Origin of the sequence: Paenibacillus agilis, assembly GCF_007786455.1 — a bacterium.
GTDB lineage: Bacteria > Bacillota > Bacilli > Paenibacillales > Paenibacillaceae > Paenibacillus_B > Paenibacillus_B agilis.
This window is the reverse complement of sequence record NZ_VNJK01000001.1, coordinates 1,605,098-1,619,121: the sequence shown is the minus strand read 5'-3', so window position 1 is coordinate 1,619,121 and position 14,024 is coordinate 1,605,098. Positions and strand designations below refer to the sequence as shown.

13 protein-coding genes and 1 other annotated feature are annotated in these 14,024 nt (G+C 41.9%); of the genes, 1 reads left to right on the top strand and 12 read right to left on the bottom strand.

The window, feature by feature from the left end; genetic code table 11:
• Positions 1 to 66: 66 nt before the first annotated feature.
• From ypeB to FPZ44_RS07195, 7 genes are all read right to left on the bottom strand, one after another.
• The gene (gene ypeB / locus FPZ44_RS07225) at positions 67 to 1,401 is read right to left on the bottom strand and encodes a germination protein YpeB (RefSeq protein WP_144988728.1); all 1,335 of its coding nucleotides are present in this window, start codon (positions 1,399 to 1,401) and stop codon (positions 67 to 69) included.
• A gap of 301 nt (positions 1,402 to 1,702) precedes the next feature.
• Complete coding sequence (gene prsW / locus FPZ44_RS07220) at positions 1,703 to 2,428, bottom strand: glutamic-type intramembrane protease PrsW (RefSeq protein ID WP_144991729.1); 726 nt, start codon at positions 2,426 to 2,428, stop codon at positions 1,703 to 1,705.
• Positions 2,429 to 2,647: 219 nt separating this feature from the next.
• The gene (locus FPZ44_RS07215; protein ID WP_144988726.1) at positions 2,648 to 3,262 is read right to left on the bottom strand and encodes a genetic competence negative regulator; all 615 of its coding nucleotides are present in this window, start codon (positions 3,260 to 3,262) and stop codon (positions 2,648 to 2,650) included.
• Between the two features lie 285 nt (positions 3,263 to 3,547).
• The gene (locus FPZ44_RS07210; protein WP_144988724.1) at positions 3,548 to 4,003 is read right to left on the bottom strand and encodes a DNA-directed RNA polymerase; all 456 of its coding nucleotides are present in this window, start codon (positions 4,001 to 4,003) and stop codon (positions 3,548 to 3,550) included.
• An 82-nt stretch (positions 4,004 to 4,085) separates the two neighbouring features.
• Positions 4,086 to 4,937, bottom strand: coding sequence for a metallophosphoesterase (locus FPZ44_RS07205; protein ID WP_144988722.1), 852 nt, complete (start codon positions 4,935 to 4,937; stop codon positions 4,086 to 4,088).
• A 3-nt stretch (positions 4,938 to 4,940) separates the two neighbouring features.
• Positions 4,941 to 5,306 carry a hypothetical protein gene (locus FPZ44_RS07200; RefSeq protein WP_144988720.1) on the bottom strand — a complete coding sequence of 122 codons (366 nt, stop codon included), beginning with the start codon at positions 5,304 to 5,306 and terminating at the stop codon, positions 4,941 to 4,943.
• Positions 5,303 to 5,893 carry a CPBP family intramembrane glutamic endopeptidase gene (locus FPZ44_RS07195; RefSeq protein WP_144988718.1) on the bottom strand — a complete coding sequence of 197 codons (591 nt, stop codon included), beginning with the start codon at positions 5,891 to 5,893 and terminating at the stop codon, positions 5,303 to 5,305. The genes FPZ44_RS07200 and FPZ44_RS07195 overlap by 4 nt, the downstream gene beginning before the upstream one ends.
• A 195-nt stretch (positions 5,894 to 6,088) precedes the next feature.
• Positions 6,089 to 6,338: a binding site (T-box leader), on the top strand.
• A gap of 76 nt (positions 6,339 to 6,414) precedes the next feature.
• On the opposite strand from FPZ44_RS07195, the gene serA reads away from it, so the two are divergent.
• On the top strand, positions 6,415 to 8,004 hold the full coding sequence (gene serA, locus FPZ44_RS07190; RefSeq protein WP_144988716.1) for a phosphoglycerate dehydrogenase: 1,590 nt from the start codon (positions 6,415 to 6,417) through the stop codon (positions 8,002 to 8,004).
• 303 nt (positions 8,005 to 8,307) lie between these two features.
• Here the strand turns inward: serA and FPZ44_RS07185 are convergent, their stop codons facing one another.
• The 5 genes from FPZ44_RS07185 to resA all read right to left on the bottom strand — a co-directional run bounded on the left by FPZ44_RS07185 (position 8,308) and on the right by resA (position 13,992).
• Positions 8,308 to 9,735, bottom strand: coding sequence for an ATP-binding protein (locus tag FPZ44_RS07185; protein WP_144988714.1), 1,428 nt, complete (start codon positions 9,733 to 9,735; stop codon positions 8,308 to 8,310).
• On the bottom strand, positions 9,736 to 10,452 hold the full coding sequence (locus FPZ44_RS07180; RefSeq protein WP_028593496.1) for a response regulator: 717 nt from the start codon (positions 10,450 to 10,452) through the stop codon (positions 9,736 to 9,738). It abuts the gene before it with no gap.
• A gap of 67 nt (positions 10,453 to 10,519) precedes the next feature.
• Positions 10,520 to 11,773, bottom strand: a complete 1,254-nt coding sequence (gene ccsA, locus FPZ44_RS07175) for a cytochrome c biogenesis protein CcsA (protein WP_144988712.1) — start codon at positions 11,771 to 11,773, stop codon at positions 10,520 to 10,522.
• Positions 11,770 to 13,440, bottom strand: a complete 1,671-nt coding sequence (resB, locus tag FPZ44_RS07170) for a cytochrome c biogenesis protein ResB (protein WP_186785945.1) — start codon at positions 13,438 to 13,440, stop codon at positions 11,770 to 11,772. The genes ccsA and resB overlap by 4 nt, the downstream gene beginning before the upstream one ends.
• Before the next feature lie 30 nt (positions 13,441 to 13,470).
• The gene (gene resA, locus FPZ44_RS07165) at positions 13,471 to 13,992 is read right to left on the bottom strand and encodes a thiol-disulfide oxidoreductase ResA (protein ID WP_144988710.1); all 522 of its coding nucleotides are present in this window, start codon (positions 13,990 to 13,992) and stop codon (positions 13,471 to 13,473) included.
• Positions 13,993 to 14,024 lie beyond the last annotated feature (32 nt).

The following is a 14,024-nucleotide window of genomic DNA, read 5'->3' as shown; positions in this document are numbered from 1 at the left end:
AAAAAATCGCCCTATCCAATTGATAAGGCGATTTCCTTCGATTCCTCTTCGTCGTTATCGCTTACATTACTTCAATGTTTCAATTGATTCTTCCTCACCCGTGTTTGCATTGATATAGACTCGGTACTTTTGATTTCCTTGTTTACCAACAAACTCATAGCATAGTACAGGCTTCGACAATTCATTTTTTATAACAGCCAAATTACTGTCTTCGATGTTTATATCCTTGTTCAATCGTTTTAGCGCCTCTGCTTCTGTTAACTTCGGCTTCAAGGAAACCGATTTCACTTCCTCTGATCCATAGAGATAATCTGTTGCTTGAATCCCTGTAATATCACCATTATCCAGTGCTACTCTTACTTGAATTTGCTGAGGGTATAAATAAACATCTTGCTTCTCAGGTACGAACGTGAAGCTAGCGATATTTTGGTGGTCATGATATCGAACTGCCTCAAAATCATCATATCCATGCTTCTCCAGATACTTTTCAGCTTTAGATTCAGCCGTCTCTATGGACACACGAGAACCTTTCACAGTTCTTGTATCCATATAAGACATTGCTTGACCTTGCTTCGTAAAGTCAATCATAATGCCGCCGTCTCCGTGCTTATGATCAGCGCTTACCGTATACGTTTCATGTTCTTGGCTATTGCCGTTCTTTTTAACCCGAACATTTGTAACCGAATGCGGTTTCATTAATTCAAGCGCTTTCTTCTTCATCTCTTCTTGTGAAGCTGGCGGTCCTTGCAGCATTCGAACAGAACGCTTCGTATATATACTGGAAACGGACGGCCCCCAGTTAATTTCAGGATATTCATTTACCTTTTTATCAACGGTCTTAAAACCATCAATAATCGTATTATTGGATTGCTCATTTTCGGTTGCCATCGCTACTTCTACATCCATCCAGCGAAGGTTGTTGCTCAGTACTTTTGTTCGAACCTGTTCAAGATCTTTTGATATCGTAGCCGAGTTCGCATAGAGTGTCTTTAACGTTTTCACTTCGTCATCCGTCAGCGGTTCCTTCGTCATATCACGAACTGCTGCACGGTACGAGAAACTAGATATGCGAGATAAGAAATCTTCCGTTTCGCTAAAAGGAAGGAGGGTCAAAGGCAATTGATTAATCTCATTTTGCGCTTCACTAGTTAAACGCCACACATTGACTAGTCCTTTGCGCTGCATCCCTTGCGAAGATGAATGGACGGCCAACGTTTGACCAATTTGGTCATGCAGTTTATCTACATGGAACGTTAAGTCATGAAAAGCACGCTGATACTGATTCTCAGCTTTTAGCAAGATTGCAGTTTTTTCTTGATTCTCTTGATACCCCCACACTACTGCACCAATAAGCAAAAGCGTGACGATCGGAAACATCACGGCACTAAATCGTTTATACATCGTACAAACGTCTCCTTTCACAGCTCCAAGTTAATCGTGTTAGTATTGTGCTGGAAATGGATTCAGATTATACATGCCATGGCATCCATCGTCACGCTCTATTCAGCTTGTTCTTCTACAGCAAAGTGCTCGCGATTATCGCATAGGCACTGCTTAAATCCTGTTTCAATCTTGCCTTTCTCGCGTTTGCCTCGCAAGATAAATTTTTCCCCACATAAATTGCATCTTATTGTGACTTTAACTCGCACAGTAACACTCCCTCTACGGAATAAACAGTACGAGTTCAGTGTTACCATTTTTTTCATGGTCTAAACTGACTTGGATCCTCTTCATGCTTTACCATACGAAGCGGCGATCCAGCATTTGCCTTTCTCACCTTTCCCATACCGAAATACCAAAGGAATACCATAAGAGGAACAACAAACCATAACCAATACTTTGTCATCGTCATCAAGATAATGTCATATACGCCATGCCAGAACCATGGTACGAGGAAAGAAAAAGCAAGCAACTTCTTCTTGTCTTTTTCCATTGTAAATTTGCTTTTACCCATATAATAACCCATCAGCACCCCAAAGAGCGCGTGACCAGATACAGGCAGCAAGGCACGCATAAGTAAAAAAGCAAATGAAGCTTGATTCAGCCATGCATATAAGATGTTCTCGATTGTAGCAAATCCTAAGGATATGGCTACCGCATATAAAATGCCATCATAATGTTCGTCAAATTCTACATGGTTGTAAATCATATGGTACAAGACAAACCACTTTACTCCCTCTTCAACGAAAGCAGAAATGACGAAAGAAAATACAAATGGCTGTTTACCCCATGACAATACTAATCCATGCTGAATAATCATAATCGGCAAAACGATAAGAAATCCGATTAAGAATAAGCGTACAACTACATGTATGGGTTCAGCATGATATCGGTCCTTCAAATAAAAATAAACCAAAAGTGCAATTCCAGGCGCTACTGCCGCGGTAATAAGCGAAAATAAAGGGGTGGATATTTCATTTGACTGCATCGTATTCATGGATAATGACATCTGGTGGAGCATATCTAACACAGCCATCTCTAACCTCCTACGGAATCACATGCTGCAACCCAACAGTGTCCATATCCAACTGCTATGCATATACTAGCAACATATTGTATTTATTTTAACACAATAACGAGCATGTAATTACTCAAAAAAAGAGTCCTCGATCATTGACCGAGGACTCTTACTAAACCAGACATACACTTATGTCCCGCGCGGTTTGAAGTATTCGCACGTCAGGGTAATTGCATGCTCAGGCATAATGCATGACCCATACTCTTCCAACACTGCAGTCGTTACTGAGGTTGCCTCACCAAACTCCGCCAGCAAAGCGACAAGCGCTTGCAAACGGCTCTGTTCTATGGAAGCGCCGTCCAAATGATACATATACTGACCATTATATAGGTATAGTGCGCCCGACACGTCGAAACGACCATTGACTTCGTGAGCAGCATCAATAAAATGTTCAAAGTCACGGAAAGCAAACAACACGGTATCGCTCTCCTCTAACGTAACTTCCATTTCATATACGCCTTCCATATCTTCATCGTCATGACTTGAAATATTCAAGTTATCAAGACGAGTTCGAGTTACAATAACAACCATTCCTTGTGCTGGCATAGCAAATACTTCAACAGCTAGCGGGCCCGTTGCGTCAAATCCGAGTTCGGTATAGGCCTGATCCATCATCTCGGCAAACAGATCCTGTAGCTTTGACATCTCTCGCCACAGATCATCCCGCTGGATCCCGCGCTCTGATAAATCATCAAACGTAAGGAAAATACGAATCTTATCTTGACTTAAACGTTCGATTTTCATGACAGGACCCTCCTTTACAACATCGGTTATAACAGATTATGAAGCAACATATAATATGTGCTGAAAATAGTTCTATGTAATTCATGTTATCATGGTTTCCAACGTTTTGCACGTATTAAAATGATCTTCCATGATCAATATCATACACGATAAAATATAAAGAGCCACTTCTGATCTTCTCAGAAGTGGCATCTTCTTAGCCTAGTGCATTGTTTAGTTAATCACTCATGAACTATGCTTCCTACGTATCCGTTTGGCACGAGGAGCACGTTCCTTCTTACGCTTTCAATGAGACGATTGATGATGTGCAGATGTTTTTTGGCTCGATTTTGCAGCTTCATGCGCCACTACAGCAGGCACATGAGTTTCACTTGCGCTTAAGGCGCGTGCAGCTCCACTCTCACGCAGAATGGCATCTACTTGTCGTTTTACTTCCGGGTCCCGATCAATCAATTCCTTAATCTGATCAAGACGCGGAGTATGATGCTCTTTCGATACAGCAGCAGCCGTTGAAACCTGGTTGGCTTTCACTTGAGTGCTGCCCACAGAGCTTGAGCTTTGTGCGAACGAATCGAGCGCAGTCTCCACAACTCGATTTTTTGCCATACCTACTACATCATTTACTACATCCCCTGCAGTTTGCAGCTTAGACTGCAATTGCTCAAATGAGCGGCGATCTGCTAAATAAATACCAGCCAATGCCCCAATCGTCAACCCTGTAAGAAACGTCGTCACCCTCACTACTGTTCCCTCCTTACTATGATAGGATCAGTTCTTAGTGTGGGTTGATTTCCGTCTCTACATGCGCTTCAAATTAAGGAAGCTATGGGCAACGCCGTAACGTAATAAAATGACCCTGTGGCTTAGCATTCCAACGCATCGGCACATGTGATGTACCAAATCCGTTACTAATAAACAACCGATAAGCGTGATTCGGGACGTGTTTGGAAATAATCTCATACCATCCAGACAAATATCGACGATAAAAATGATTTAATCTTAACGGTCCATAAATCGGCAGTCTAATTTGTCCACCATGAGTGTGCCCTGTCAGTACCAGCTTCACATAAGAAGGCAACTTCTCGCGAATAACTACCGGATCATGAGCTAATACGATCGCACAGCTTGGTTCTGAATTGGATGGTGCAAATGCTGATCTCACATCAGCATATCCGCTGCTGCTGTCACCGATCCCACACAGCCAAATCGATTCCCCATCCTTCACAAGGCGCATTGCTGTGTTATCTAATATTTTGACTCCGACTTTTGTAAGTTCAGCATCCAGCTGAGCAGTATTATACTTGTGATCATGATTACCATGAACCATCACAATAGGCGCAATCTTACTTAATTGATCAATACTTGTCATAGCCTGTTCAAGTGCTACACCTTGTTCAATAATGTCACCGCCCAACAATACAAGCTCTGCACTTGGATGACGAGCGACGAGACTTACATGCTCAGCAGTGAACGGTCTCCTATGCAAATCAGTAATCAAGAACAGCCTTGCACCATCCCAAGTATGCGGTAAATCATTAATAAAAACTTCTTCTTCCGTAACGGTAAAACTGCTTGCTTCCTTTTTCATACTAAGCATCAGCAATATCAATATTAGACCCGCACCAATGATAGCTGCGCATACAACGAGTAAAATCTCGGCAGCTAGGCCTGTCATCCGTTACGATCCCTCCACAATCTGACGTCCCCATATTAATAAAGCAATTAATAAGGCAACAAATAAAATAAACAAAAGATTATAAAACCACTTCGATAATCGCCCAGAGCTTGATGGATACAGCGCACTGCGTGGGGGAAGTGTACGATCTTCTTCTTCCCTAGCTGCGATTAACTCATGCATAGCTTCAGCAGGCAAACCTTGTTCTGTAGTATCCTCCACCTGAACATGTTCCGTATTGCTTTTTTTAAGCAGCTTTAGTGCTTTTAATGCTTGACTGCTGCTATGTTCTGACTTCATCGCATACGTTCTACGTCTCTGAGGGGTTGGTTCTAAATCTGTTCTATAAAGTTGTTCTTGCTCGGTCATGCTTCCCTCCGATAACGCAATATTAATCCCATAACAAAATCAATTACAAAATGCGCCATAATCGGCGCCCAAAGTGATCCCGTCCATTCATACATTAGACCCATCGCATAGCTAATACTAAACACAAGAGCGGTAGGAACCCAATGTCGTAAATAACGAACATGTATAGCTGCAAATAAAATACTCGTCCAATAAGGCCCTATCGCGAATTGAATCGCACCACGAAACAGCAGTTCCTCACAAATACTGACGATTAGCGCTATGATAAATATATGCCAGACTGGCCGATCGCGGAACAGCCGCTCATTTACACCTCCATCATCGGTAACATCATCTGGAACGAATCTGGAGATTAGCAAGTCAACGACTATTACAATTACCGCCAGGCCGATTCCCCACAACCAGGGCTGAGCGTGACTTGGCAACTGCAGCAGTTCAAATGGATTGCGCTGTTGAAACCATATCCACACAACCCCAATGATAAGTGTAATCGCTTGAGTCAAATATAAATTCAACAGTAACGTTCGATCATCCAATTCGCCAATTCGTGCTTGCTGTTCTTTGAACGCTTTCCACTTTTGCTTCATTCCATCCCTACTGTTCTATGTAGCTTATGGCTGTTCTTGTCGATAATAAGCCATAAATGTATCATATCAAATACAAGAATACTCGTACAACTACAGGAATTAGGAAGTGATCTGACAACTTCTGCGAATTTGGCAATTGTTATGATTGACACGATTTCTGAACCGTGTTAAAGTTAGAAAAAATTTCATGTTCGTAAAAGTACGATGAAGGAAACGAGCAGTTATGAAGCTTACAGAGAGCCGATGGAAGGTGCGAATCGGTGGTGGATGATCTTGCTCTAGCGTTCCCGAGTAATTGGGCTGAACCTTTCTACTTCTGTTGAGTATTAGTAGGTCCAATCGGCTAGAATCCGTTACCATTCTCATCTCTTAGAGATGACAAGGTTGACCGTGTGAACGGACAACGAACTAGGGTGGCACCACGATCTAAACTCTCGTCCCTTACTACGGAAGTAGTATGTGGATGAGAGTTTTTTTATATTTTTCACAATTATATAGGTGCACAAAAGGGAGGAACTACAATGTTTAAAGTATTGGTATCGGATCCGATTAGCGACTTCGGAATCCAGCAATTAATGGATGCTCCAGATATACAGGTAGATAAAAATACCGGTTTATCTGAAGATGAACTCGTAGCAATTATTGGGCAATATGATGCACTGCTCGTTCGCAGCCAAACAAAAGTAACTCCACGCATCATGGAAGCTGGCACAAAATTGCGGGTAATCGGACGCGCTGGTGTTGGCGTCGATAATATTGATCTACAAGCAGCTACACAGCGTGGTATTATTGTTATAAACGCTCCGGATGGAAATACAATCACAACTTGTGAACATGCCTTTGCGATGATGATGGCTATCGCACGACACATTCCTCAAGCTTATGAAAAGACGATCAAGGGAATATGGGATCGCAAGTCATTCTTAGGTGTGGAGCTGCGCAACAAGACGCTTGGTGTATTGGGAATGGGACGTATCGGAAGCGAAGTGGCTAAGCGTGCAAAAGCATTCGGCATGAACATCATTGGATATGATCCATTCATGACAGATGAAAGAGCTGACAAGCTAGGCATCAAGCTAGGATCTGTCGATGATATTATCCGACAAGCTGATTTTATTACGGTTCATACACCACTTACCCCTGAGACGAAACATATGATTGCAAGACCTCAATTTGAAGTCATGAAACCTGGTATGCGCATTATTAACTGTGCTCGCGGAGGTGTCATTGATGAGTTGGCACTCGTTGAGGCTATTGATCGCGGTATCGTAGCTGGTGCAGCATTTGACGTGTTTGAAGTTGAGCCGCCTGCACCTGATCATCCATTCTTGAGTAATCCCAACATCATTGTTACACCTCACCTAGGCGCATCCACCGTTGAAGCTCAAGAAAATGTTGCAATCGACGTTTCAGAACAAGTAATTTGTATCTTAAGAGATCAACCATTTAAAAATGCAGTCAATATGCCTCCAGTTCCAGCGGATGTATTAAACAAAATTCAACCTTACTTTGAGTTGGGTGAGAAGCTAGGTATTTTTGTTTCTCAATTGTCTAAAGGTCCAGTTGTTGAGATTATCGTTAACTATTCCGGTGAATTGGCAGAAGTAGATACTCAACCTTTGACTCGCTATATTGTTAAGGGAGTATTGCAGCAGCATCTAGGCTCGAATGTTAATGTTGTTAACTCGATGCACTTAGCTAAAGTTCGCGATATTAATATTCTTGTTCAAAAGTCTAATGTTGCAAAAGGCTTTACGAACTTAATTACAGTTACCCTTCGTACGAACGAAGATGAGCGTCTAGTTGCTGGTACCCTATTGAATGGTTATGGTGAGCGAATTGTTCAAATCGATAAATACCCAGTAGATGTTGCACCAGAAGGCCATCTGTTATTGGTGAAGCACAATGATAAGCCAGGTATGATCGGTTCTGTAGGTACATTGCTAGGCAACAACGATATCAACATCGCAACGATGCAAGTTGGACGTAAAATTGTCGGCGGATCAGCTATCATGGTATTGTCCGTAGATCGTGCTGTTCCAAAAGAAGTTATTGAACAATTGAAAACAACACCTCAAATTAATAAAGCAAAAGAAATTGTATTCCAATAATACGAGAACACGCAGCGAATCAAAATAAATAAACTTAGCACTATTTATGTTTTATTATCTTAACTAATTTATAATTACGTACTGTTCCACGAACAACAAGATTTACAACGCAAAAATGACGTCTGACTACGGCAGACGTCATTTTTGCTGTTTACCCCTTACTTGTCGACAAATCTTATTTCGTGATTCTGTTCCGTTCGTCAACTTCTACTACTTTCATAAAGCAAAAAAGAACCTTTACAGCAACAGTTCTATCGACTATTGCTGTAAAGGTTCCTTCTAAATCTAATACTTAGACTTAAGTTAATTAACGATGACGAACGGCAATGAAATAGAAAAGGTCGTTCCCGCCCCTACCTTGCTGCTCACTTCAATCTTACCCTGATGTGCCTCAACAATATTTTTGACGATGGCGAGACCCAATCCAGTTCCACCCGTAACTCCGCGTGTACGAGCTTTATCTGCTTTATAGAATCGTTCAAAAATATACGATAAGTCTTGAGATGGAATTCCTTGACCATGATCACGAACATGTATAACAAGCCATTCTTGTCTCGAGTCTGCAATTACTTCCGTCTCAATTTGTATCAATTGCTCAGCCTGCGAATGCCGAAAGGCGTTATCCAACAAGTTCGTTAATACTTGCTCCAAACGATCCTCATCGGCTTTAGCCAAAATATATCGCTTGGCTTTAAGTTCCACTCCTAGTGGAATGGCCTGTTCTTTTGCTAATACGGAATACTTCCGTATAACACGATGGATGAGTTCATTAGCATCTACTTCTGCCCAATGCATTTGCAGGTGGCCAGCTTCCATACGAGCAAGATCCAATAAATCTTTCACAAGCCGTCCCATACGGAGGGACTCGTCATGAATAACTTGTACAAGCTCTCGTCTTTCCTCTGGAGAAGTAACAATATCATCCAGTAACGCCTCACTATAGCCTTGAAGCATCGATAATGGCGTTCTAATCTCGTGAGAGATATTGGCGATAAAGTCTTTTCGCATTTTCTCCAAGCGAACTTCTTCTGTCACATTTCGCAGTACAGCAACAGCGCCACGAACACCATTAACATTATGCAGAGGTCCCATTACAACAGACCACACTTCTTGTTTCACATGAATACGTGTCGTTACCTCTACCGCTTGGCTTATCACTTCATGAAACAGTGGACGCAGTGGGCCTGGCACGGACTGATCCAGCTCATACTCCTCCATCTCGTTCCATTCAAGCGTATTCCATTTCTCAAGTTGTGCTTGGCCTTGAGGATTGGTGGATAGCACACATCCTACTGCATCGAACGTAATAACCGCATCCGTCATACTGCGCAGTATGCTTGATAAATGTTCTTTCTCATGTTGCAAATCTTGAATGACTAAATCAAGTTCTTCTGCCATATGATTGAATGTCTGCGCGAGTTCACCTATTTCGTCCGTAGAGCGAATAGGTACGACTCGCGAAGAGTAGTCTCCTTGACGAATCGTTTCTGCAGCCGACTTCAGCAAGCGCATCGGTTGTGTAATCTTCGTAAACAGAAAAAAGGCAAAAAATGTTGTTAGCGAAAACCCTACTATTGCCGTATATACAAATAGCCGTTTTACATCATTCGGATGCGCAAAATTACTATCGATATACGGGAGAAGGTACACACCTAAAAATAGTAGGATCGTAGCAACCAATCCAATGATCGTGATCCATAGCTTACCAACTACACTTCGCCAAAGTTTCACTTACTTCGGTACCTCCAATTTATAGCCGACTCCCCACACGGTTGTAATCATGGTAGCTGCTTCAGGAGATACTTTATTTAATTTCTCACGCAAACGTTTTACATGTGTATCCACCGTACGCAAATCCCCGAAGAACTCGTAATTCCAAACATCTTTCAATAGTTCTTCGCGTGAAAATACTTTATCAGGTGAAACTGCCAAGTAATGAAGCAGTTCATACTCTTTAGGAGTCAAGCTAACTTCCTGTCCACCTGCCGTAACTCGATGAGCATCATGTTCAATAATTAGATTAGGGAACACGATATTGTTGCTTGTCTTTGGATCATTCGTCAAAAAGGCCGTAGCAGAAGAACGGCGAAGTACCGCTTTCACACGATAAATGACTTCACGTGGACTGAATGGCTTGACCACATAATCGTCAGCTCCTACTTCAAAGCCCTGCACGCGATTCATCTCTTCCCCTTTAGCCGTGAGAATGATGACCGGTGTAGCTTTTACTTGACGAAGTCTTGTGCATACTTCTATACCATCTATACCTGGGAGCATTAAGTCGAGCAGGATGAGGTCAAAGTCATCATTGACCGCTTTGTTCAAAGCTTCCTCCCCATCTTCTGCCTCATCAATTTCGTACCCTTCTTTTTCCAAGTACATTCTCAACAATCGCCGAATACGTTCCTCATCATCCACGACAAGAATGCGATTTATTTGTTCTGACATGACTGACTCCCCTTTCAACACCACTAACAATACGTTCCTCTATATCATACTGCATAATTCCTTAGGTTTACACCCCTGCATATGAATGAAGTCCGACAATTAGCAAATTCACACCAACCAATGTAAACATAACGATAATAAAGCCAATAACGACTAGCCACGCCGACTTCTCACCATGATAGCCGCGTGATAAACGCAAGTGAAGATACGCACTGTAGAACAACCAAGTAATTAATGCCCATACTTCCTTCGGATCCCATGCCCAGAATCGCCCCCAAGCCTCTTGTGCCCAAATCATCGCAAAAATAAGGCCGCCTAGCGTAAAGACTGGGAATGCTATTGCTGTTGCCCGATAGCTAATCTCATCCAGATCGTCGGCATTCATACCGCGAAGAAGAGGCTGAAGTGCTTTGGCAATAGGCTTGCGAATAATTAATCGAATCAGTCCATAAAGCAATAAGCCTGACATCAGAGACCAAGTCACCGTATTCATCTTACGTGCAGTCTTATGACTATCCATCGCTGCTGGAACTTCCATAAGCGGAAGCTGCATTCCTAAAAACTTCTCATCTCCAACAACCTTACTATTAGAAGCTGCAAAAATCGGTGGCAATGTGTAGGAAATAGAATCCGATTTATTATTAATTTGTGTGTTGTTGTCTATTGTTTCAACCACTTCAACCGTGCGCTGCAATTCCACCTCATAACCAGCTGCACGATAGCCGAAAACAGCAACAACATACCCTAAAATGATAATGACGGTGAACAAACTGAATTCCAATGCGATCTGAGATTTACGCTTTGAAGCATCATCCCAGCGCATCGTATGAACCAAGTACATAATCCCAGCTACGAAACCGACTGCAAAAAACGCTTCACTCGCACCCACCATCGATACGTGCAAAATAAGCCAAATGGATTTGAGCTGTGGAATCAATGGCTGAACTTCGTTAGGAAACACAGAAGCATATCCCATCATTAAAATAGCCAACGGAACTGCAAACAATCCAAGTGCAGCTGAACGATAAATGAAATGCATGACAATATAAGCTGCTACTATCATAATCGCCAAAAATGACATGAATTCGTACATATTACTAAGTGGAATATGCCCTGAACCTATCCACCGTGTTATAAAGTAAACCAGTTGAGCAACAAACCCTAATACAGTAACGGCAAAAGAAATCGTTCCCCATTTTTTAAGATGTGCTTCTTGATTTTTTCTGCGTCCTGCTAAAGTAAAAACATATAAAATAAGGGCGAAGCAAAAAAGGAAAAAGGAAGTTAAATAGGAGTTCTGGCTGAACTCTAATATGTTCATGACTTGTCCCCTCCACGATCAATAGCATTCACATCGACTTCAAGATCTGTCTCTCGCAATATGCGAGCTACTTCGTTACGCATTCCATACCAATTCTTGTTCGTATGTGCCCCGAGCAGCAATTGCTTCCCATTTAGTCGCAGCCAAATGCGTCGATGCTGCCAATAGAAGCCCATGACCAAACCAATCATAGATATTCCCGCTCCCACCCAAATATAAGGGAGAGCCTTTTCGATTCGAACATTCAAGTAGCTTAAAGATTCTTGGATGGTGACATCTGCCATAGATTGAACGTCGATTTGAATTTTTTGCATAATATCCTTATTCAACACATCTTCACGGAAACGCTGTTTGTCTTTCTGAAGCGGGAAGTAGAAGTATGGCTCACCTGTCTCTTCCAATCCTGGTCCTTTGATCATGAATAAAAATGCTGGTGCATTAGGATTAGGAGTTTTCGTTATTGGCTTGCCATCCTTGCCTAAGTCAAAGTCCATGTATTTCTCACGAAGCTCCAATGTATATGGGCCAACGATATACTTCGGTTCGGACTTACTTATTTTTAATTCAAAAGAACCGTATACTTCGTTTGTCTTCGTGTTTTTGAGTACAGGCTTAACAGCAACAAGCTTTGGTGTCAGATCAAAATCATATTGAAATATCATCAGATCTTCATACTTCAACGGCTCATTTACCCTTATGTTATGTTTATAAACTTCCTCCAACTTTGGTTCTGCCAGAGGTTCATCACAATTGGCCGCACAACGGTATAAGGTAGCTTGTGTCTCAAACAGTTTAGGAATGACACGACCTTCCTTTGCAAACTGTTCTGGCATTTCTTCTAACGTATAGTATTCAACGGTAAATTTATTATTTTCCAAATAATAGGGAGTGTTCTCGATCGGGCGTGGTTCGTTATGCGGAAAAGCTGCATAATATTCTAAATTCCAGCCAGGAATGCTGCGAGCCAGCACAGCTAATAAAAAAATAATTAACCCAATATGGTTAATATACGGCCCCCAACGACTGAAACGGTTCTTCTCCGCTAGTATTGCACCATCCTGCTCATAGACACGATAGCCTTTGCGCTTAAGAGCCTTCTTAGCTTTCTGTATCCAATCCTCCTGATTCATAGCTTCAGGAAATTGCTGTTCATAGACGATGCGTTGACGACGCAGAAACTGATCATGCTTGCGAATTTTTTGCTTGTGTAGGGCACGATAAAGTGGCAATACCCGATCCAAGCTGCAAATGACCAATGAAGCACCAATCATAACAAGCAACGTTATAAACCACCATGATTCGTATGTATGTGACAATCCGAGTAAGTAATAAATATGTCCTATCGTACCGTAGTTTTCTTTGTAGTAAGTCGAGGGATCAAAGTTGATGAACTGGCTCTCTTGAGGATAAATCGTTCCCAGCGACGCACCAATGAGTGTAATAATAATGATGACAACTGCTATTTTTACAGAAGAGAAAAAATTCCACACACGGTCAATCACACTTGGATTTGCTTTTTGAGATTTTCGGGCAACACCATCATATCTCATTTCTAATACTGATGTTTCCATATCACTTTCATGTAAAGGCTTACCACAAGCTTCGCATAGTATTGTCTGAGTGGGGTTTTGATGCCCGCATTCACATTTCGTATTTTGAAATTCCAAGGATGTAGCCCCCTTGCGTTATGCACTTGGTTAGCTAGTAATTTCCTTTATCTGTGTCTGCAGCACAGATTCTTCTACTTCACCTAATATGATATTGTGTACGGTACCATCCGGCTTAATAAAGAAAGTGGTAGGAAGTGGTCGAATACCATACGCTTTGGCAGCTGATTTCTTACTGTCCAGCCAAATAGGAAACGTAATATTCATAGCGTTAACATAGTTGTTTACAGTAATCGGATCTTCACCATTGTTGACAGCTATAATAGAAACGCCTTTGTCTTTCCATTCCTCATGAGCACGTTGAAAGGCTGGCATCTCACGTGTACAAGGCTCACACCATGTACCCCAGAAATTCAGCACAATGGCCTCGCCTTTTAGATCAGCAAGCTCTTGCACATCCCCATTCAATTGCTGTAGCTTTATATTCGGAACTTTACTTCCTACAACAGGAACTGAATCATTCGCGAATAAAGCCGAACCAATGGCGAATCCGCCAAGAAGTATAATGGCTGCAAGAATAACCATTTGAAGTGATTTATTTCGTTTTCCCATCTTAATTCGCCCTTTCTATGACAAATTTCACA